Annotated in this window: 11 protein-coding genes and 1 pseudogene (1 of these 12 cut by a window edge); 7 read left to right on the forward strand and 5 right to left on the reverse strand. The window is 70.4% G+C overall.

Annotated features, from left to right (window positions below):
- A pseudogene (locus AC1DWC_RS11990) lies at positions 1-11,472 on the reverse strand (non-ribosomal peptide synthase/polyketide synthase) (its annotated part extends 15,972 nt beyond the left edge of the window); the annotation flags it as partial.
- A gap of 17 nt (positions 11,473-11,489) precedes the next feature.
- On the opposite strand from AC1DWC_RS11990, the gene AC1DWC_RS11995 reads away from it, so the two are divergent.
- The 7 genes from AC1DWC_RS11995 (at position 11,490) to AC1DWC_RS12025 (ending at position 17,597) form a co-directional block, all read left to right on the forward strand.
- The gene (locus AC1DWC_RS11995; protein ID WP_477908297.1) at positions 11,490-11,837 is read left to right on the forward strand and encodes a hypothetical protein; all 348 of its coding nucleotides are present in this window, start codon (positions 11,490-11,492) and stop codon (positions 11,835-11,837) included.
- A gap of 43 nt (positions 11,838-11,880) precedes the next feature.
- Entirely contained in the window at positions 11,881-12,783 is a 903-nt protein-coding gene (locus tag AC1DWC_RS12000; protein ID WP_477908299.1) for a sulfurtransferase, read from the forward strand.
- A complete protein-coding gene (locus tag AC1DWC_RS12005; protein ID WP_072843660.1) occupies positions 12,780-13,190 on the forward strand; it encodes a SufE family protein in 411 nt (136 codons plus the stop codon). Before AC1DWC_RS12000 ends, AC1DWC_RS12005 begins: the two co-directional genes overlap by 4 nt.
- Before the next feature lie 187 nt (positions 13,191-13,377).
- Entirely contained in the window at positions 13,378-14,796 is a 1,419-nt protein-coding gene (locus AC1DWC_RS12010; RefSeq protein WP_477908301.1) for a condensation domain-containing protein, read from the forward strand.
- A 185-nt stretch (positions 14,797-14,981) separates the two neighbouring features.
- Positions 14,982-16,769, forward strand: a complete 1,788-nt coding sequence (locus AC1DWC_RS12015; RefSeq protein WP_477842373.1) for an acetyl/propionyl/methylcrotonyl-CoA carboxylase subunit alpha — start codon at positions 14,982-14,984, stop codon at positions 16,767-16,769.
- 76 nt (positions 16,770-16,845) lie between these two features.
- Positions 16,846-17,262 carry a DUF1707 SHOCT-like domain-containing protein gene (locus AC1DWC_RS12020; protein WP_477908303.1) on the forward strand — a complete coding sequence of 139 codons (417 nt, stop codon included), beginning with the start codon at positions 16,846-16,848 and terminating at the stop codon, positions 17,260-17,262.
- Positions 17,262-17,597, forward strand: a complete 336-nt coding sequence (locus AC1DWC_RS12025; RefSeq protein ID WP_072843664.1) for a hypothetical protein — start codon at positions 17,262-17,264, stop codon at positions 17,595-17,597. Before AC1DWC_RS12020 ends, AC1DWC_RS12025 begins: the two co-directional genes overlap by 1 nt.
- On the opposite strand, the gene AC1DWC_RS12030 is transcribed toward AC1DWC_RS12025, so the two are convergent.
- The 4 genes from AC1DWC_RS12030 to AC1DWC_RS12045 form a co-directional block, all read right to left on the reverse strand.
- Positions 17,590-18,396 carry a tyrosine-protein phosphatase gene (locus tag AC1DWC_RS12030; protein ID WP_477908305.1) on the reverse strand — a complete coding sequence of 269 codons (807 nt, stop codon included), beginning with the start codon at positions 18,394-18,396 and terminating at the stop codon, positions 17,590-17,592. The two genes, AC1DWC_RS12025 and AC1DWC_RS12030, sit on opposite strands and share 8 nt — an antisense overlap.
- A gap of 21 nt (positions 18,397-18,417) precedes the next feature.
- The gene (locus AC1DWC_RS12035) at positions 18,418-19,473 is read right to left on the reverse strand and encodes a lipid II:glycine glycyltransferase FemX (RefSeq protein WP_477908307.1); all 1,056 of its coding nucleotides are present in this window, start codon (positions 19,471-19,473) and stop codon (positions 18,418-18,420) included.
- Positions 19,474-19,720: 247 nt separating this feature from the next.
- Complete coding sequence (gene lat, locus AC1DWC_RS12040) at positions 19,721-21,079, reverse strand: L-lysine 6-transaminase (protein ID WP_477908309.1); 1,359 nt, start codon at positions 21,077-21,079, stop codon at positions 19,721-19,723.
- Positions 21,080-21,143: 64 nt separating this feature from the next.
- Entirely contained in the window at positions 21,144-21,581 is a 438-nt protein-coding gene (locus AC1DWC_RS12045; protein ID WP_477908311.1) for an Lrp/AsnC family transcriptional regulator, read from the reverse strand.
- Between the last annotated feature and the right edge of the window lie 4 nt (positions 21,582-21,585).

The following is a 21,585-nucleotide window of genomic DNA, read 5'->3' on the forward strand; positions in this document are numbered from 1 at the left end:
GTACTGGACCGCCAGCGGCGCCCAGTCCGGGCACTCGCCACGCGTCCGGGCCTCGTAGGCGGTGAACACGTCGCGGGCCAGCGGCAGGGTCGAGAAGCCGTCTGCGCTGATGTGGTGAACCACCAGCACCAGCACGTGCTCGCTCGCGTCGAGGCGGAACATGCCGCCGCGCAAGGGGATGGTGGCGGTCACGTCGAAGCCGCCGGAGACAAGACCGAAGATCGCGGTCCGCAACTCGTCCTCACCGTCGACATCGACCGGGGTGAGGTCCAGCGCCACCTCGGCGCCGGCCAGGATTCGTTGCTGCGGCCCCTGATCGGAGTCCGGGAAGAGGGTGCGTAGGGACTCGTGCCGGTCGATGACGTCGCGCACGGCGGCGGCGAGCGCGGCGGCATCCAGGGCGCCGGTCAGCCTGACCGCGAGTGGGATGTTGTACACCGCGGACGCGGAATCGAATCGGTTGAGGAACCACATCCGCTGCTGGGCCAGTGAGAGCGGGATCCGCTCGGGCCGCTCCCCCGCGACCAGCGGGATCCGGTCCGCGGCCTCGTGGGTGTCCACCAGGGCCGCAAGGCCCGCCACGGTCGAGTTGCCGAAGACCTCCCGAACCCGCAGATCGGTGCCCGCGGTGGCGTTGACCCGGGCCACCACCTGGGTGGCGCTCAGGGAGTTGCCGCCCAGCGCGAAGAAGTCGTCGTCCGCGCCGACCCGCTCGGTCCCGAGTACCTCGGCGAAGATGTCGGCAACCACCTGTTCGGTGGCCGTCCGCGGCGGCAGGTACTCGCGCACCTCGAACACCGGCGCCGGCAAAGCCTTCCGGTCCAGCTTGCCGCCCGGCGTCAGTGGCACCGTCTCGAGCACCGTCACCGACGCCGGCACCATGTACTCCGGCAACCGATCCCGCACGAAGGCGGTCAGCGCGGCGGTGTCCACCTCGACACCCGCCCGCGGCAGCACGTACGCGACCAGCGACCGGCCACCGGCCGGGCCGTCGAATCCGACCGTCGCCGCGAAGTCGACGTCCGCATGGGCGGACAACACCGCGTCGATCTCACCCAACTCGATCCGGTGGCCGCGGATCTTCACCTGGGCATCGGTCCGTCCGAGGTACTCGAGAGTCCCCTCCCGCGTCCAGCGCACCAGGTCACCGGTCCGGTACAGCCGCGAACCGGCCGTTCCGAACGGGTTCGCCACGAACCGCTCCGCCGTCAACGACAGGCGGGCGTGGTAGCCACGCGCCAACCCGGCGCCCGACAGGTACAGCTCACCCGCGACACCGACCGGCACCGGATGCAACCGGGCATCGAGCACCACGACTTCGGTCCCGACGACCGGGCCACCCAGCGTCACCGGAGCACCGGGCACCATCGGATCCGAGTGAGCCGCAACCACTGTCGACTCGGTCGGCCCGTACGCGTTGAACATCCGACGTCCCGGCGCCCACCGCTCCACCAACGACGTCTCGCAGGCGTCGCCGCCGACGACAACCACCTCGAGCAGGTCGAGGCCCGCCGGGTCCACCGTCGCCAGGGCCGCCGGCGTCACGAACGCATGCGTCACGCGTTCCGCGCGCAACAGCCCGGCGAGGGTGTCGCCGCCGTAGACCTGCGTCGGCGCCACCACCATCGTGGCCGCGCCGCCGACCGCCATCATCAGTTCCAGGATCGACGCGTCGAAGCTCGGCGACGCGAAGTGCAGTGTCCGAGAGTCGCTGCGAACGCCGTACCGGGCGCGCTGGTCACTCGCGAACGCACCCAGACCGGCGTGCGTGACCACCACGCCCTTCGGGACGCCCGTCGACCCCGACGTGTAGATCACGTAGGCCGGATTCTCCGGACGCACCACACCGGACAGCTCGTCGTCGGCGATCGTCGCCGAACTCCTGGCCGCGACTCGCTCCGCGTCGACCGCGTCGTCGAGCACCAGCCACCGGACCGACTCGCCGAGCGCGCCTCGGCTCCGTTCCACCGTGAGACCGATCGCCGCACCGGAATCGGAGAGCATGTGCTCGATCCGCTCGGCCGGATAGGTCGGATCCACCGGCAGGAATGCCGCACCCGTCTTGGCCACCGCCCACACCGCCGTGACGGATTCGACCGATCGCTCCAGGGCCACCGCCACACACGACTCCGGTGCCACGCCCATGGCGATCAACTCACGCGCGACCCGGTTCGAGCGGGCATCCAACTCGGCGTAGGACAGAACTGTCCCCTCGAACGACAGCGCGTCCCCGGCCGGATTCGCCGACACGGCCTGTGCCAGCAACGATGCCAGGGTCGGGCCGACCGGCTCCGGCAGGGACGGCGCCGCACCCAACTCCCGCAACGACATTCGCTCGGCCGCATCGAGGATCTCGATGTCGCCGACCGGGACCGCGGGCGTGCGCACCGCGGCGGTGAGGATCCGCAGGAAGCGCGTGGCGAACTCGCGCACGGTCGCCTCGTCGAACAGGTCGGTGGCATAGACGAACTCGGCGGCCGCACCCTCGGCGTCGAGCAGCTCACTGACCGTCAGCTGCAGGTCGAACTTGGCCACCCCGAAGTCGAGCGGCTCGCGCCCGATCTGCAGACCCGGCAGGGCAAACCCGTCGACCGGCAGGTCCTCGAAGGCAAAGACCACCTGGAACAACGGGTGGTGTGCGGTGGAACGGGCCGGTGCGGTGACCTCCACCAGACGCTCGAACGCGACGTCTGCGTGCCCGAAGGCGGCGAGGTCGACGGCACGAACCTCACGGACCAACTCGTCGAACGACCGCGCCGAGCCCACCTCGGTGCGCAGCACCAGGGTGTTGACGAACATGCCGACGACGTCGTCGAGCGCGGACTCGCCGCGGCCGGCGACCGCGGTGCCGATCGCGATGTCGCTGGACTCGCTCAATCGCGCGAGCAGCACCGCCAATGCCGTGTGCAGCACCATGAACGGCGTGGCGTTGGCATGCCGCGCGATCTCACGGACTCCGTGGTAGAGGTCCGCGTCGATGGTGAAGGGCACCGTGTCGCCCCGGTAGCTCGGGGTCGGCGGACGCCGGTGGTCGTGCGGCAGCGGCAGCAGGTCGGGCAGGCCCGCGAGGCTCTGCGACCAGTACCCGAGCTGGCGAGCAGCCAGCGACTGCGGATCCGATTCCGATCCGAGGATCTCCTGCTTCCACAGCGCGTAGTCCGCGTACTGGACGTCCAGGGGCTGCCACGACGGCGCGACTCCGTGCGCACGGGCACCGAACGCGACCATGACGTCACGCGCCAGTGCCTGCATCGACCAGGCGTCGATGCTGATGTGGTGCACGACCATCGAGAGCACGTGTTCGTCGGGGGCCGCCCGGAACAGGCGCAGCCGGACGGGCGGGGCGGTGGTGACGTCGAACCCGCCGGCGGCCTCCGCCAGGAGTCGGTCCGAGAGCTCGGCCGGCGACACCGCCGCCACCCGCAGGTCCACGTCGACGTCGTCCGCAGCCAGGATCAGCTGGCTGGGACCGTCGACCGAATCCGGGTAGCGGGTGCGCAGCGACTCGTGCCGGCCCACCACGTCGGTGACCGCGTCCCGCAACGCGTCGACGTCGAGGGCACCGCTCAACCGCAGCGCCACCGCCACGTTGTACGCGCCGGAACCCGGGTCGAACTGGTTGAGGAACCACATCCGGGACTGCGCGGGCGAGAGCGGGATCCGCTCGGGACGCTCGGCCCGGACCAGCGGCCGGCGCACACCGGTGTCGGTGGCGTCGTCGAGCCGGGCGGACAGTCCCGCGACCGTCGGTGCCTCGAACAGCTCTCGGACACTCACCCGCACACCGAGTTCCGCATCGAGACGTGCCAGCAGCCGGGTGGCGAGCAGCGAGTTGCCACCGAGATCGAAGAAGTTGTCGGACGCACCGACCCGCGGCACCCCGAGCAGTTCGGCGCAGATCCGCGCGACCACGAGTTCGGTGGCCGTGGCGGGGGCGACGAACTCCGCGCCCGCGAACTCCGGTTCCGGCAGCGCCTTCCGATCGAGCTTGCCGTTCGCGTTCAGCGGGAGTTCGTCGAGGACGACCAGCACCGACGGCACCATGTACGCCGGCAGGTCGCGTCCCAGTGCTTCGAGCACGCCCGCCCGGTCGATCTCCACGCCCGGCGCGGGCACCACGTATCCGGCCAGGTACTCGCCGCCCACGCCCCCGCGCAGCAGCACCACGGACTGACCGACCGCACCGCCGCGCGTGAGCGCCGACTCGATCTCGCCGAGCTCGATGCGCTGACCGCGCAGCTTGACCTGGAAGTCCGAGCGCCCGATGTACTCCAGCTCACCCGAGCCGTTCCATCGCACCAGGTCGCCGGTGCGGTACATCCGCTCGCCGGGCCCCCCGAACGCGTTCGCGACGAACCGGTCCGCGGTCAGGTCGAACCGACCGCCGTAGCCGCGGCCGACGCCGACGCCGCCGACGTAGAGCTCACCCTCCACCCCGGCCGGTACCAGCCGCAGCCGACGGTCGAGCACGTACAGGTCGAGGTTCGCGACCGGGCGTCCGATGGGCACGCCGGCGACGTCCGCGGCCGACGCCGGGTGACACGACACCACGTCCGACGCCTCCGTCGGGCCGTAGCTGTTGACCACGCGCAGACCGGAATTCATCAGTGCTGCGAACTTGCCGACCCGGATCGACTCACCGCCGAGGACGACCATGTCGAGCCCCGCGAGGACGCCGTCGACATCGCTGTCCACGACCGCCTCGAACGCGCTCGGCGACATGTTCGCCACCGCCGCTCCGCCGTTGCCGACGATCCGCAGGATGTCCCACGGGTCGAATCCGTCCGCCGCCAGGTGGATCGTGCGCCCCTGGGTCAGGGCGGCCCACACGTTCTTCTGGGTCAGGTCGAAGTTCGGCGACGACGCGATGAGCAGGCCGCCGACGGCGGGCAGTTCGCGGCGGTACCAGGCCAGGGTGTTCTCGATGCCGGCCATCGGCACCAGCGTCGGCTTCGGCTTGCCCGTCGAACCCGAGGTGGAGATGACGTAGCCCAGCCGCAGTCCCGCCTCCGGTTCACGCCACCGGTCGACCGGACGCGCGGAAACCTCACCGGTCCCGGCGAACTCGTCCATCGCGACGACCGGGACCGGCAGGTCCCTGGCCGACGCGCTCAGCACGCACCGCGCACCGGTGTCCTCGAGGATCGACTCGATCCGGTCCGCCGGGTACGTCGGGTCGATCGGCGCGTACGCCGCACCGGCCTTCCACGCCGCCAGCATCGCGACGACCCACTCCACGGACCGCGGCAGCACGAGCGCCACCACGTCGTCGACGCCGACCCCCGACCGGACCAGTTCGACGGCCAGTGCCGTCGAGCGCTCGTCGAGTTCCGAGTAGGTCAGCGACGCCTCGCCCGCCACCACCGCGGCGGTGTCGGGGCACCGGTCGGCCTGGGCGCCGAACAGCGCCACCGGGGACCGGTCGTCGGCGGGCGTCCGAGCGCCCCGCGACCATCCGAGCATCCGGTCCCGCTCGCCCGCGCCGAAGAGGTCGATCTCCCCGACGGCCAGGGCCGGGTGCGTCGCCATGGTGTCGAGGATGCGGATCAGCCGGGAAGCCAGCAGCGTCACGGCGTCGCGGCCGAAGGACAGGGGGCTGAACCGCAGGTTCAGTCGCAGCCGCGGGTCGAGGACCGACATCAACGTCAGCGGGAAGTGCGTCGCGTCGTGCGCGTCGAGGTCGAGTACCCGCATCCCGCCGATGTCGGTGTTCTCGTCGAACCCGGACTTGTCTACGGGGTACGACTCGAACACCGTCAGGGTGTCGAAGAGCTCGCCGAGGCCGGCCGCGGCCTGGATGTCGCCGAGTCCGACGTGGTGGTGGTCGAGCAGGTCCGCCTGGTCGCCCTGCAGGCGGGACAGGAACTCCGCGACCGGCTCGTCCGGGTCGATGCGGACGCGGACGGGCACGGTGTTGATGAACAGGCCCAGCATGGACTCGACGCCGGCCAGCTGCGGCGGGCGTCCGGACACGGTGGCGCCGAAGGTGACGTCGCCTCGGGAGAGCAACCGGGCCAGCAGCAGCCCCCACGCCGCCTGGATCACGGTGTTCACCGTGACCCCGTGCTCGCGGGCCATCCGGCCGATCCCGTCCTCCAGCCCGGCGGGCAGGTCGACGATCAACTCCTCGGGCAGCGGGCCCTGCTCCCCCGGCGCCCGGACCGGCGCGAGCAGGGTCGGTTCGGTGACGCCGTCGAGGGCGCGCGCCCAGGCCGCGTGGGCGGCGGCGGTGTCGCAGTCGGCCAGCCAGGCGAGGTACTCGCGGTACGAGCGCGGCCGGGCCAGGCCCGCGACGTCGGCGCCGGCGGCGTACGAGATCAACAGCTCCCGCACCAGCAGCGGCATCGACCAACCGTCGAGCACGATGTGGTGGTTGGTGACGGCGAGCACGTACCGCTCGGGCGCCGTGCGCACCAACAGGATCCGCAGCAACGGCGGGCTGTCCATCGGGAACCGTGCGGTCCGCTCGTCGTCCAGCAGCTTCTGCAGGCGCACGTCCCGCTCGTGCTCGGGCAGCGCCCGGACGTCCACCTCGCGCCACGGCACGTCGACGTGGTCGAGCACGATCTGCACCGCGGTGCCGTCCTCCGCGTAACCGAACGCGGTACGGAGGTTCTCGTGACGACGAACCAGATCCGTTACGGCAGAACGCAACCGACTCGAGTCGACCACACCGGCCAGGCTCAACCGCAGTTGGGCGGTGTACACGTCCACCGTCTGCTCCGACAGCTCGGCGTGGAAGAGCAGGCCGCGCTGCAGCGGCGAGAGCGGCCACACGTCGGTCAGCAGCGGGTACCTGTGCTCCCACCGCTCGATCTCGCCCTGACCCACCCGGACCAGCGGGAAGTCCGACGGCGTGAACCCGCCCGTGGCGGGCTGCTCGGCATGCGCCGCGAACCCCTCGAGCGCGCGACGCCACAGGTCGGCGAGCTCGCCGACCTCCTCGGCGGAGAGCAACCCCGCCGGGAACGCGAAGGTGGCCGACAGGCTCGGCCCGTCGACTCCGTCGTCGACCATGGCGTTGACGTCCACCGCGGCGGCGACGGTCATGCCGGGCCCGCTCGCGGCGTTGAGGTCCGGCGCGTCCGGGTCGGGAATCCAGCCCAGGCCCCGCATCGACTCGGGCACCTGCGCCGCACCGGTGCGGCCGAGGTAGTTGAAGCTGACCTGCGGCTCGTGCAGGGCCGCGAGCACGGGGGCGGTCTCCTCGTCCAGGTACCGCAGCACTCCGAAACCGACGCCGCGGTTCGGCACCGCGTGCAGCTGCTCCTTGACGACCTTCATCACGACGGCGGCCGCGTCGCCACCGACGATCGCGTCGTCGAGGTCCACCGCGGCCAGGTCCAGCCGCACCGGGAACATGCTGGTGAACCAGCCGACCGTGCGGGAGAGTTCGGCGCCGGCGACGGCGGCGTCCTCGCGGCCGTGGCCCTCGAGCGTGAGCAGGACCGGGGGCGACGCGAGCCCGCGGTCGCGGCGCCACACCGACACCGCGACGGTGAGGGCCGCGATCAGTCCCTCGCTGACGCCGCACCGGAACGCACCGGGCAGGCTGGTCAGCAGGGACTCGGTGACGGCGGTGGACAGTTCCACCCGCACCCGCTCGGCGGTCGCCACCGTGTCGAGAACCGGGTCCAGGGACCGGGCGCCGAGCACCGGGTCCGGACCTGCGAGAACCTCTGTCCAGTAGTCCATCTCGTCGGCGAACGTCTTGTCCCGGGCGGAGTCGGCCACCCCGTGGGCCCACCGTCGCAGTGAGGTGCCGACAGGCGCGAGCTCCGGAGGGGCACCCGCCGCGGCCTGCATCGCGGCCTGCGCGAGGTCGGGGACGATGGTGCGCCAGGACACCCCGTCGACGACGAGGTGGTGGCCGACGATCAGGAGCCGACCCGCTGAGGTCGACTCGCGCGATTCTGTTGCCAGCCAGACGAACTGGAGCATGACCCCGTCGGCCGGGTCCAGCCGGCCCGCGGCGGCCTCGCACTCGTCGAGCATGGCGCCGTCGAACTCGGCGCTGCCCGGCGACGCGTCGACCGCGACCCTGCGCAGCAGCCGGGACGGGTCGACCGAGTCCGCCCGGGTCTCGAACACCCAGCCGTCGGGGCCGGGGACGAAGCGCGCACGCAGCGCGTCGTGACGGTCCGTCACGGCCGTCACCGCGGCGGTCAACATGGCCTGGTCGAGGTTGTCGGGCAGCGTCAGCGCGATCGCCTGGAAGAACCGGTCCGGGCCGCCGCGGGCGAGCATCGAGTGCACGATCGGCGTCAGCGGCACCGTGCCGATTCCGGCGCCGTCGAGTTCCACGAGTGCCGCGGACTCCGAGTCCTCCGCCCGCACCGCGACCCTGGCGATCTCGGCAATGGTCTTGCGCTCGAAGACGTCCCGCGCCGAGAAGCGCAGTCCGCGCTCCTTGGCCCGCGCGACGAGCTGGATCGCGATGATGCTGTCTCCGCCGACGGCAAAGAAGGACTCGTCGACGCTGACCCGGTGCGCTCCGAGCAGGTCCGCGACCACCTCCGCGATCACCTTCTCCGCGTCGGTGACCGGCTCGCGGTACTCCGCGGTGGCCGCACCGAACACCGGGATCGGCAACGCGCGGCGATCCAACTTGCCCGCGGTGGTCAACGGGACGCTGTCGATCACCATCACCACGGACGGCAGCATGTGGCCGGGCAGGAACTCGCCCGCCCGGGCGATGACCTCCGTCGGATCCACGGCGTGGCCCGAGCGGGCCCGGACGTAGGACACCAGCGCGATCGCACCGTTGCTGCGCTCGTGCGCGATGGTGACGGCGAAGTCGATGCCGTCCTGCGAGGTCAACGCGGCGTCGATCTCGCCGAGCTCGATCCGGAACCCGCGGATCTTGACCTGATGGTCCGCACGGCCGACGAACATCAGCTCGCGGTCGGGCGTCCACCGGACCTCGTCGCCGGTCCGGTACATCCGGGAACCCGGCTCCTCGAAGGGGTTCGCGACGAACCGGTCGGAGGTCAGACCCCGCCGGTCGTGGTACCCGCGGGCGAGCGCCGGCCCGGCCAGGTACAGCTCACCGACGGCCCCCACCGGCACCGGACGCAGCCGGCGGTCGAGCACCAGGGCACTCGCACCCTGGATCGGGGCGCCGATGGTGATCCGGTCGTCCACCGCGAGCGGGTGCCCGGTCGTGATGACGATCGTCGTCTCGGTCGGCCCGTAGCTGTTGGTGAAGCTGCAGACGTCGGCGAACTTCTCGACGAGGTCCGGCGTGCAGACGTCGCCACCGACGACCACCGCCTGCAGGTCCTCCAGACCCTTCGGGTCGACCGACCCGAGCACGGTCGGCGCCGAGATGATGTGGGTGACCCGCTGCGACCGCAGCAGGTCCACGAGGTCGTCGCCGCCGTAGACCTCCGGCGGGGCCACCACCATCGTGGCGCCCGCACTGAAGGCCTGCACCATCTCGAAGACCGAGGCGTCGAAGCTGGCGGAGGAGAAGCGCAGCACCCGGGACTCGGACGTGATGTCCAACTCCGGCCGCGCCGCGGCCGCGAAGTTGACCAGGCCGGCGTGGGTGACCACCACGCCCTTCGGCAGACCCGTCGATCCCGAGGTGTAGATGACGAACGCCGGGTTCGCCACGCAGAGGGCATGGCGCCGGTCCGCGTCGGTGAACGGATCCGTCGACAGTCCGGAGTACCGGGCGATCGTCTCCGCGTCGTCGGTCGTCAGCCAGTCCACCGAGGACGGCAACGCACCGCGCTGGGCGGTCGTGGTCAGCCCGACCAGGACGCCCGAGTCGGTGACCATGTGTATCTTGCGGTCGGCGGGCAACTCCGGGTCGATGGGCAGGAAGGCCGCGCCGGACTTCGCCACCGCCCAGACGGCGACGAGCGCCTCGACCGACCGGGAGAAGGAGAGCGCCACGAACGACTCGGGACCGACGCCCCGGTCGACGAGCAGTCGTGCGAGCTGGTTCGACCGGGCGTCGAGTTCCCGGTAGCTGACCCGCGCGTCGCCGGCGAGGATCGCGATTCCGTCCGGGTTCGCCGCGGCGCCGTCCCCGAGCAGGTCCGGCAGCAGTCGCGGGGCGGACGCGGCGGGCCCACGCAGCGGCACCAACTCGGCGCGTTCGTCGTCGTGCAGTACGTCCAGCCCGGACACCCGCGCCGCGCCGTCAGCCGCGGCGAACTGGGTGAGGTACTCGAGGAACCGGGCGTGGTGGCCCTGCAGGTCCTCGGCGGTGTACAGGTTCGGGTTCGCCTCGAAGTCGAGGTGCGGACGGCTTCCGGCGACGCTCGGGTAGATGTTGACGGACAGGTCCTCCACCGGACCGGTGGTCAGCACCCGCATCCGACCCGTCAGGTCGCCGAAGCGAATCTCGCTGTGGAACATCATGATGTTGATCGCCGGCCCGAAGAGGCCACGCTGCCCGGCGCCGGAGCCCAGTCCGCGACGCATGTCCTCGTGGCGGTAGCGCTGGTGGCGCAGCGCCCCGGTCAGTTCCAGCTGCACCGCGGCGACGAGCTCCGAGACCGTCGTCTCGTGGCCGACCTGGACCCGGAGCGGGATCACGTTGGACACCATGCCGCCGGACCGCCGCATCTGCGCGGTGGTCCGCGCCGACACCGGCAGGCTCAACGCGACGTCGCTCTCACCGGTGAGCCGGGAGAGGAAGGCCGCCACAGCGGCGATGGCGATCGGCGTGAACGCCGACTCGTTGGCGTCGATCGCGGCCTCGGTGGCCTCCGCCAGCGGCCCTCCCGCCACCAGCGAGAACGGACCGACCGCCGCGGTACTGGCGGCGAGGCTGATCGGCTCGGGCAGCTCGCGGGTCCGCTCCGCCCAGTACTCGCGGTCCTTGGCGAACCGGGTGGACTCCCGGTAGCGGGTCTCGTCCTCGCAGATCTCCCGGACGGGACTGGCCTTGTGGTCGGCGGCGGCCCTGCCCTCGACCGCCGCCGTGTACAGCTCGGCCACGCGGTTCATGTACGTCATCGCGCCGAACCCGTCGAGCGCGATGTGGTGGATGCGGGCGTACCAGTAGTAGCGGTCCTCCCCGATCCGCAGCACCGCGGACTCGATCAACCGGTCCGTCACGAGGTCGATCGGGGCGCTGTACTCGGCGCGCATCCAGTCCTCGGCTGCCCCGGCCGGGTCCGTCGCGGAACGCAGGTCGACGATCTTCATCTGGTCGTTGAGCGTCTCGTCGATGACCTGCGCGGGCTCACCGTCGTGCTCGACGATCCGGAGCATCCCGGTGCCCAGCTCACGCGAGGCGAGCGCTCCCGCCGCCTGCATCGCATCCATGTCGAGGTCGCCGACCACGTCGACGCACTGGGCAATGGTGATCGGCACATCCGGCAGCAGGTGCTGCGCGAACCAGATCCCGCGCTGCGCGGCCGAGAGTGGGAATGCCTCCACACCACCGTTCGCATCCGTCTGCGGAGAGTTGAGGATGTCGGACTCGCGGACGGAGTCACGTGCAGGAACCACCGGTAGAACCTCTCGAAATGATTGCTGAACCCCACCAGACTCGACACTTGGGCAAAGTGTCCAGCTATCGGGGAAATATGGGGTCTGTGCTGGGGAACCTTCGTGTCAACGGCGAGGATCGGACGCTGCAGTTCAGGGCACACGGATCGGCATGTGTCTGTGCGCAGAGAATACGAGATCCGGCGGACATCGCGCACGAGTATTGGACAATCGTGCAACTTCCGAACAAGCGCCACCCGCATTTGGTCATCGATGAATCCATGCAGGTCAAGGTGCAGTACCGTAGCAAGGATCTGTCGATCGCGGTACGCCTGGCGATCGGCGGGAACGCCTGGGGGGCGGCGGCCTGGGCTGCGTCCGCCTAGAATTGAGGCCGCCCCCGCCCGCCGCCTTGTCAGGAGCCCACCTGTGCCCGTCGCCGCCGATTCCCATGCAGCCTTCGCGGCCTATGCCCACCCCGAACGGCTGGTTACCGCGGACTGGCTCGCCGGCCACATCGGGGCACCCGGCCTCAAGATCGTCGAGTCCGACGAGGACGTGTTGCTCTACGACGTCGGACACATCCCGGGCGCGGTGAAGATCGACTGGCACCTGGACCTCAACGACCCGGTCACCCGCGACTACATCGACGGCACGGCCTTCGCAAAGCTGATGAGCAGCAAGGGAATCCGCCGAGACGACACCGTCGTCATCTACGGCGACAAGAGCAACTGGTGGGCCGCCTACGCGCTGTGGGTGTTCACCCTGTTCGGCCACGAGGACGTGCGCCTGCTCGACGGCGGCCGCGACGCGTGGATCGCCGAGAACCGCGACACCACCCTCGACGTTCCCGAGAACCAGCCCACCGACTACCCGGTGGTCGAGCGGGACGACGCGTCGATCCGCGCCTTCAAGAACGACGTCCTCGGCCACCTCGGCCAGGGGCCGCTGATCGACGTGCGTTCTCCCCAGGAGTACACCGGCGAGCGCACCCACATGCCGGACTACCCGGAAGAGGGCGCGCTGCGCGGCGGGCACATCCCCACCGCGGTGTCGATCCCGTGGGCCAAGGCGGCGGCCCCCGACAGCCGGTTCCGCAGTCGACCGGAGCTCGAGGAGATCTACGCCGACTTCGCCACCACCGACGACATGGTCGCGTACTGCCGGATCGGCGAGCGGTCGAGCCACACCTGGTTCGTGCTCACCCACCTCCTCGGGTTCGAGAAGGTGCGCAACTACGACGGCTCCTGGACCGAGTGGGGCAACGCGGTGCGGGTCCCCATCGTCAAGGGCGAGGCACCCGGCGTGGTTACCGAGATCGGGGCGTCGTGACCGCACTGCCCGCCCCGCTCGCCGAGATCGTCGACGACTTCGCCGCCGTCGACGGGCAGGAGAAGCTGCAGCTGCTGCTGGAGTTCAGCCGCGAGCTGCCTGACCTGCCCGCGGAGCTCGCGCAGGCCGCGATGGAGCCCGTCCCGGAGTGCCAGTCGCCGCTGTTCTTGTCGGTGGACGCCACCGACCGCGCGCACGTGCGGTTGCACTTCAGTGCGCCGCCGGAGGCCCCGACGACGCGTGGCTTCGCCTCGATCCTGCACCAGGGGCTGGACGGGCAGAGCGCACAGTCGATCCTGGACGTGCCCTCCGACTTCTACTCTGCACTCGGCCTCGCCGACGCGGTCAGTCCGCTGCGGCTGCGGGGCATGTCCGCCATGTTGACCCGAATCAAGCGACACCTGTAAGGAATGAAGTCCAGTCGTCTCGCGACGACGCACACAATGCGGTGAGCTGACGTCCGACCCTGTCGGACTGCGTGCCCGTCCTCCCATCGGTAAAATTTCCGGTCGGAGGCCGCTGTGTCCGGCCACCCTCCCGGACCGGCTCGGTCTACGCCTGAAGCACACCACTCGCGAGAACTGGATGCTGCCAATGGAATTTACTGAACTCGCCGACTACCCCGTCTCCCCGGGCACCCTCACCGAATGGCTGCCCACGGTCAGTCCACCGGCCGCTTCGTCCGCCGCACCCTGGTACGACGACCCCCGGCCCGCCTCGTTCGTCCAGGCGGCTCGCCTGCGCGAGGCGGCCACCCACACCGGGCCGGGGCACGAGTCCTGGCTCGGCACCGCGTTCACCGTGGCCGGCCCGCTCGACGAGGCCGCGTTCGGGCGGGCGCTGCGGGTCTGGATCGACCGGCACGAGGCGCTGCGCAGCCACGCCGAGGTCGAACCCGCCACCGGCAGGCTCAGCCGGCAGACCTTCGACGACGGCGTGGTCTCGGTGTGCCCGCTCACCCACGGCCACCGGTCCTCGGCCATGATCTTCGAGCACCTGCACGACCTGTTCGACCGCGCCACCTCCCCCCTGTCGTGGCCCGCGTTCGCCTTCGCGACCGTCGCCGCCCCGGACCCCGACGACGGCTTCACCGTCTACTTCGCCGCCGACCACGCGATCATCGACGGCCTGACCATCGTGTTGATCGCGCACGCGATCGAGGCGCTGTACCGGCAGGAACAGGGCGGTCCCGCCGCGGGCCTGTTCCCGGTGGGCAGCTACCTCGACTACGGCGTGCGCGAACGCGAGGACGCCGCCGACCTCGACGCCGCCGCGCCCGTCGTGCGCTCGTGGCGGGAGGCGCTCGACCGCAACGACGGCCGGCTGCCGCGGTTCCCGCTCGAACTCGGCGACCGGCCGGCCGGGCCGGTGCCGCAGGGCGCCCTGTCTGCGTGGGTGCTCGACGCCGAGGCCGCGGACGCCTTCGCCGTCGCCTGCCGGAAGGTCGGGCACAGCTTCTTTGCGGGCGCCCTGGCCTGTCTGGGCCTGGTGGGCGCCGAACTCGCCGGCGAGGACCGCTTCGACACCGTCACCCCGATGCACACCCGCAGCGACCCCTACGCCGCGGCGTCGGTCGGCTGGTACGTGGGTATCGGTCCGATCAGCTTCGACGTCCGCGGGGCGCGGTCGTTCGGCGAGCTGGCCGGCCGGGCCGCCCAGCAGATCGCGGCCGCCAAGGACTCGTCGAAGGTCCCCTTCGACCGGGTCTGCGAGGTCCTGGGCCGGGGCGCGCGGCCGCGGTTCGTGGTCTCGTACATGGATGTCAGGTTTGCGCCGTCGGCCTCCCGCTGGTCGGAGTGGAACGCCCGCGCGCTGCGCAGCAAGCAGTACGACGACGACTCCGTCTACATCTGGATCAACCGCACCCCGCTGGGGGTCAACATCGCGGCGCGGTACCCGAACACCGACGTCGCGACCGCCAACGTGCACCGCTACCTCGCCCGCCTGCGGATCCGGCTGGAGGAGGTCGTCGGGACCGGCAGTTGCGCGCTCGGCGAACCGCTCCACCGCTAGGCTCGAAAACTACTTGTCAGTAGTGTTTGCCGCCTCCCGAGAGCCGCTAGTGTGAATTGGCTATCCAATTACATCGGCGTCCTGGACGGTGCATACACTCCCAACAGACGCCCGTCCATACCTGCCGGGCAACGACCCCGGCCGGGGGACCGACGCGGTTTCCCATGCGACCAACAGGAGGCTCAGTGCCCAGTCATGCCAGCGCGCACATCACCAAGGTGCTCGTCGCCAACCGCGGCGAGATCGCAGTCCGGGTGATCAGGGCGGCAGCGGACGCAGGCCTGGCCAGCGTCGCCGTCTACGCCGAGCCGGACGCGGATGCGCCCTTCGTGCGCCTTGCCGACGAGGCGTTCGCCCTCGGCGGCCAGACGTCCGCCGAGTCGTACCTCGTCTTCGACAAGATCCTCGACGCGGCACGCAAGTCCGGCGCCGACGCCATCCACCCCGGCTACGGCTTCCTCTCCGAGAACGCCGACTTCGCCCAGGCCGTCATCGACGCCGGGCTGATCTGGATCGGCCCCTCGCCGCAGTCCATCCGCGACCTCGGCGACAAGGTCACCGCCCGGCACATCGCCGAGCGCGCCAAGGCCCCGATGGCCGCCGGCACCAAGGACCCCGTCAAGAACGCCGACGAGGTCGTCGAGTTCGCCAAGCAGTACGGCGTCCCGGTCGCGATCAAGGCCGCCTTCGGTGGCGGTGGCCGCGGCATGAAGGTCGCCCACACCATCGAGGAGATCCCCGAGCTCTTCGACTCCGCCACCCGTGAGGCGATCGCCGCCTTCGGCCGCGGCGAGTGCTTCGTCGAGCAGTACCTCGACAAGGCCCGCCACGTCGAGGCCCAGGTCATCGCCGACCAGCACGGCAACGTCATCGTCGCGGGCACCCGCGACTGCTCGCTGCAGCGCCGTTTCCAGAAGCTGGTCGAGGAGGCGCCCGCGCCGTTCCTCACCGACGACCAGCGCGCCCGGATCCACAGCTCCTCGAAGGCCATCTGCAAGGAGGCCGGCTACTACGGCGCCGGCACGGTCGAGTTCCTCGTGCAGGGCGACACCGTCTCGTTCCTCGAGGTCAACACCCGCCTGCAGGTCGAGCACCCTGTCACCGAGGAGACCGCGGGCATCGACCTCGTGCTCCAGCAGTTCAAGATCGCCAACGGCGAGGAGCTGGAGTTCACCGAGGATCCCGCACCGCGCGGCCACTCCTTCGAGTTCCGGATCAACGGCGAGGACGCCGGCCGCGGCTTCCTGCCCGCCCCCGGCCCGGTCACCAAGTTCGTGCCCCCGACCGGCCCCGGCGTCCGCATGGACTCCGGCGTCGAGTCCGGCTCCGTCATCGGCGGCCAGTTCGACTCGATGCTGGCCAAGCTGATCGTCACCGGCGCCACCCGCGACCAGGCCCTCGCCCGCGCCCGCCGCGCGCTGGCCGAGTTCCACGTCGAGGGCCTCGCGACGGTCATCCCGTTCCACCGCGCCATCGTCGAGGACCCCGCGTTCATCGGCAACGGCGAGAGCTTCGACGTCTACACGAAGTGGATCGAGAACGAGTGGAACAACACCGTCGAGCCGTACACCGCCGGTGAGGCGCTCGAGGAGGACGAGGCCCTGCCGCGTCAGGCCGTCGTCGTCGAGGTCGGCGGACGCCGCGTCGAGGTGTCGCTGCCCGGTCAGTTCTCGCTCGGCGGTGGCGGATCCGCCAACGGCGCCACCCGCAAGAAGCCGAAGCCGCGCAAGCGTGGTGGCGGAGCGGGCGGAGCGGCGTCGGGTGACGCCGTGACGGCCCCCATGCAGGGCACCGTCGTCAAGGTCGCCGTCGAGGAGGGCCAGGAGGTCGCCGAGGGCGATCTGATCGCCGTGCTCGAGGCCATGAAGATGGAGAACCCCGTCAACGCGCACAAGGCCGGCATCGTGACCGGACTGGCCGTCGAGCCGGGCGCCGCCATCACCCAGGGCACCGTGCTCGCTGAGCTCAAGTAGCACAAGCACTCTCACAGCGCCCCCGGTTGCCCAGGCAACCGGGGGCGCTGTGCTGTGCGCGCACTATCCTGTTCCCATGGCAGAGGTTCCCGAGATCCGCATCGGCACCGCCGAACGCGAACAGGCGCTCGAGGCGTTGAGCCGCCACTTCAGCGACGGTCGGCTGACGGTCACCGAATTCGACGAACGCAGCAGTCAGGTCGCCGCGGCCACCACCCGCGGCCAGATCGATCGGGTGTTCGCGGACCTCCCGGCCACGGCGGGACCCGGCTCCCCCGCGCCCGCCGAACCGGCCCGACGGTTCCAGCCGGACTGGTCCGGACGGGCGATGGCCGTCATCCCGATCGCCGCGCTGGTCCTGTTCTTCGTCACCGGCAGCTGGCTGTGGTTCCTGGCCGTCCCCGCGGCGGGCGCCCTGCTCTTCGGAACCGACCGCGAACGCAAGGAACGCCGGCGTCGTGATCGGCGCAACGACCGAGAGGACCGCAACTGATGGAACCGATCGAGGTGAACGCCGGCGCCTGGTACCTGCGGGCGCTGCGCGCCGACGAACGGGTCGACGACCGGCCGGCGCTCGCCGACGGCGGGATCGACGACCCGGACTACGTCGCCACCCGCACCGCGCAGTGGGCGGCCGACGAGCACTACTCGTGGGCGGTGTGCCAGCCGAACACCGGCGAACTGCTCGCCGAGGTGGGCCTGACCCTGGACGGACCCAGGGCCGTGCTGGCCGGCTGGGCCCGTCCCGGGCACGAGGATGCGCTGGGTACCGCGACGACCGTGATCCGCCGGTTCGCCGAGGGCGCGCTGGAGTTGACGGTTACGTGAGCAGGTTGGCGCGCAACGCATCCCGGTCGGCCGCCGAGATTCCCAGGCCGTCCGCGAAGTAGCCCTCGACGTCCCCGAAGCTGGCGTGGAGCTGCTCGAGCGCGGCCTCGAGGTAGGCCCTGCGGACGCCGAGGATCGGCAGCAGCAGATCGGGGTTGCCGCCCGCGGCACGGAACTTGTCGAAGACCGGCGCGAGGGCCGGCAGCAGCTGCTCGTTGGTCAGCAGGTAGTCCGCGAACGCGTCCTCCTTGCTGACCCCGAGGAACAGCAGCAGCGACGCGGTCGCCCAGCCCGTCCGGTCCTTGCCGGTGGTGCAGTGGATCAGCGCCGGCGTGTTCTGCGCCCTCGCCAGGTCCGTGAACAACGTGCGGTAGGCCGCGATTGCGCTGGGCAGGGTGACGAAGTCCCCGTAGACCTTGAGCAGGAATTCGTTGGTGTCGCCCGTGCCGAGCAACTCCTCCGCCACCTTCGGGTCGGTGAGGATGTGCTGCATCATCGCCGGGGCCGCGCTCTGGTCCGCGTCCGCGAAGACGTCCAGCGCCACCTCCTTCGCACCGCTCGGGGCCCGGTCGGGCAGCACCTCCCGCTCGGCCTCGGTCCGCAGGTCGTAGACCGTGGTGATGCCGAGTGCGTCCAGCGCGGCGACGTCGCCGTCGGCGACGCGCCCGAGGTCGGTCGACCGGTAGACGACGCCGGTCCGAACTCGGGCCCCGTCCGCTGTCGGATAGCCGCCGATGTCGCGCAGGTTGGGCACGGAGGGGATCGGGACTGCCGCTCCCGTGGTGGGTGTGATGCTCATACCCAGCAGGCTAATCCACGCTCACCAGTAGTAGTCCTTGCGGACGATCATCGTGAAGCGGCGGGCCTCCCGCTCCAGGACTTTTTGCCACAGCGCGTACCTGGCCCTGCTCAGCGGCAGGTCGTAGGCGCCCAGGTAGTCGACGATGTCGTAGCTGAAGCTCTGTTTGAACTGGCCGATCCCGTGGAACGGGTGCGCCTTGTCGTCGGCGAACGCCGCGGGCGGTGTCCCACCCATGTCGTATCGGACGCACCCGGACTCCCGGGCCCACTCGATCATCGCCCACTGAACAGCATGCCCGACGCCGTGCGCACCGAGTCCGCTCTGCGCGGAGGAGTCCTCGCGTTTGCGCACCGAGGCTCCGTTCATGTAGTACGCGTTGCGCCCCAACTTCATCGCAAACCCGCCCGCCATCACCTCACCCTCGAAGCGGGCGACAAACAACTGGCCGTTCCCGGACGACTCGTAACGCCCCCAGAACTCCTCGTAGTACTCGTAGCTCCGAATCCCGAACCGGCCCTTCGCGGTATCGGAGAGAAGGTCGAACACGAGGCGGCAGTTGGCAGGGGTCGCCGGCACCCGGTCGACGTGCACCCCGTCCCGCTCGGCCCGCCTGATCCAGCGCCTGGCCCTGGTACTGAACCGCGACATCACCTCCGTCGGCTCGCCCGAGATGTCGAGCACAATGGTCGACGAATTGGCCGCGATGGAACGAGCCTGCCTGAAGCCCCGAGCGAGGAGCTGGCCGCGTTCCATGTCGCCGAACCTGATCTTGGGCTCGATCTTCACGGCAAAGACGCCGTGGGCGCGGGCGAACTCGGCGAGCAGGTCGACAACCGAGATCACCCCGTCGATGCCGACCACGCCGGGTCCTCCCGGCAGATACCAGAGCTTCCCGAGCGCCACAACCCGCTTCTCGAGAACTGTCACGGCGAGTCCGTCGACCATGAGGTGCACGGGGTGGTAGCCGTTGAATCGCTTCTGCTCCGCGTAGTCGCGACTGCGCCAGACGTCACCGCCGTCGGGGTTCGCGACGATCAGGTCGTCCCAGCCCTCGACTTCGGACGGGTCCGCCATCCGCACGGTCACAACGCAGCCCGCCCGTCTCGCCGGACACCACGGAACCGTAAATCTTTAGCAAACGAAAGCAACTAGTCACACCCCTAGACACAGAACCCGGCCAACTGCTGGATTATGCACAAGGCCAGCCCCCGGCGGGCATGAATTCGAGGGTGAAATCGATCGGCAACCATGTAGCAAACCATGCGGGCGACGACCCGCTGATGGCTCACCGCACGACTGCGTGTGGGCCAGTCGGCAGGAGTCAGTGCCGCAACCGGTCAGCATCGACGGACGAGGTCAGCACCCGGTCCAGAGCGTCGACCGCATCGTCGAGTTCGGCGGCGGTGACGGTCAGCGGCGGCCTGAATCTGATCCCCCGCTCCCCCGTGCCCAGGATCAGCACGTGTTCGCGTTCGCGCAGCTCGGTGAGCACCGCGTCGCGGCGGTCCGGCGAGTCCAGCGTCACCGCGCACATCAGTCCGCGACCGCGCGGGTCGGTGACGCACTCATGCCTGGCGGCCAGCCAGTCCAGCCGGCCCAGCAGGTGCGAGCCCAGCAGTCGCGCCCGGTCGATCAACCGGTCCCGCTCGATCACCTCGAGAATTCGCCGGGCCCGAACCATGTCCGTCAGGTTGCCGCCCCAGGTGGAGTTGATGCGGGAGGAGACCCGGAACACGTTGTCTCGCACCTCGTCCACCCGCCCGCCGGCCATCACCCCGCACACCTGAGTCTTCTTCCCGAACGCGACCACGTCGGGGTCGAGGCCGAGTTGCTGGTACGCCCAGGACGTTCCGGTCATGCCGACACCGGTCTGCACCTCGTCGAGCACGAACAGCGCGTCGCTGCGCCGGCACAACGCCGCCATCGCCTGCAGAAACTCCGGGCGGAAATGGCGATCGCCGCCCTCGCCCTGGATCGGTTCGGCCAGGAAGCAGGCGATGTCGTGGGGATGTTCGTCGAACGCGCGGCGCGCCTGCGACAGTGCGCGTGCCTCGGCGGCCGCCACGTCCCGGCCGGGTTCGAGGCAGGGGGCATCGATCCGGGGCCAGTCGAACTTGGGGAACCGCGCCACCTTGCCGGGGTCGGTGTTGGTCAGCGACATCGTGTAGCCGGTGCGACCGTGGAAGGCGTGGGTCAGGTGCAGTACCCGGGTGCCGAGCGCGGGGTCGATCCCGCGCGCCTCGTTGTGCCGGCTCTTCCAGTCGAAGGCGACCTTGAGCGCGTTCTCGACGGCCAGCGCCCCGCCGTCGACGAAGAACAGGTGCGGCAGCGCCGGGTCGCCCAGCACCCGCACAAAGGTCTGCACGAACCTCGCCATCGGCACCGTGTAGACGTCGGAGTTGCTCGGCTTGTTCACTGCGGCGGCGGCCAGTTCAGCGCGGAACCCCTCGTCCTCGGCGAGGTCCGGGTGATTCACGCCCAGGGCGGAGGAGGCGAAGAAGCCGAACATGTCGAGGTACTCGGTGCCGTCGCGGAGGTCGACGAGCAGGCGTCCGTGCGAGCGGTCGAGGTCGAGAACCAGGTCGAAACCATCCACCAGCAGGCTCTCCCGCAGCACCGTGAGCACCCGGTCCGCGGGCAGACCAGCGGACGACTCGGATGACCACATCGCGGTGCTCATCCGCCCAGGATAGGCGCATTTACGTGAAATTGACCATCCCACAGGAAATATGACTGCCTGGACGCTACCGCTCGTAAAATGTCTGCAAGATGATGGTGCTGCGGGTCTGCACGTTGGCTGTCACCCGGATCTTCTGCAGCAACGCCTCGAGCGCCCGCGGGGACGCCACGCGCACCAGGAGCACGTAGCTGTCCTCCCCCGCCACCGAGTGGCACGCCTCGATCTCGGGCAGGTGCTCGAGCCGTGCGGGAGCGTCGTCCGGGCCGGACGGATCGAAGGGGGTGATCGCGACGAACGCGGACAGACCGTGCCCGACGGCCTCCGGGTCCACCTTCGCCGTGTAGCCGCGGATCACCCCTCGCGCCTCGAGCCGGCGTACCCGCGACTGCACCGCCGAGACCGACAGCCCCGCCTTCTCCGCAAGCGTCGACAGGGTCGCCCGCCCGTCCGCGATCAGCTCACGAACCAGCAGGGCGTCCGTCTCGTCCAGTTTCTCCGGCACCCGC

Source organism: Rhodococcus sp. P4_C10, from assembly GCF_056402135.1.

Bases quoted from the DNA above. Each gene is read 5' to 3' on its own strand.
- AC1DWC_RS12025 (WP_072843664.1), top strand. From the start codon at position 17,262: ATGGAACCGATCGAGGTGAACGCCGGCGCCTGGTACCTGCGGGCGCTG.
- AC1DWC_RS12010 (WP_477908301.1), top strand. From the start codon at position 13,378: ATGGAATTTACTGAACTCGCCGACTACCCCGTCTCCCCGGGCACCCTC.
- AC1DWC_RS12030 (WP_477908305.1), bottom strand. From the start codon at position 18,396: ATGAGCATCACACCCACCACGGGAGCGGCAGTCCCGATCCCCTCCGTG.
- lat (WP_477908309.1), bottom strand. From the start codon at position 21,079: ATGAGCACCGCGATGTGGTCATCCGAGTCGTCCGCTGGTCTGCCCGCG.
- AC1DWC_RS12020 (WP_477908303.1), top strand. From the start codon at position 16,846: ATGGCAGAGGTTCCCGAGATCCGCATCGGCACCGCCGAACGCGAACAG.
- AC1DWC_RS12035 (WP_477908307.1), bottom strand. From the start codon at position 19,473: ATGGCGGACCCGTCCGAAGTCGAGGGCTGGGACGACCTGATCGTCGCG.
- AC1DWC_RS11995 (WP_477908297.1), top strand. From the start codon at position 11,490: ATGATTGCTGAACCCCACCAGACTCGACACTTGGGCAAAGTGTCCAGC.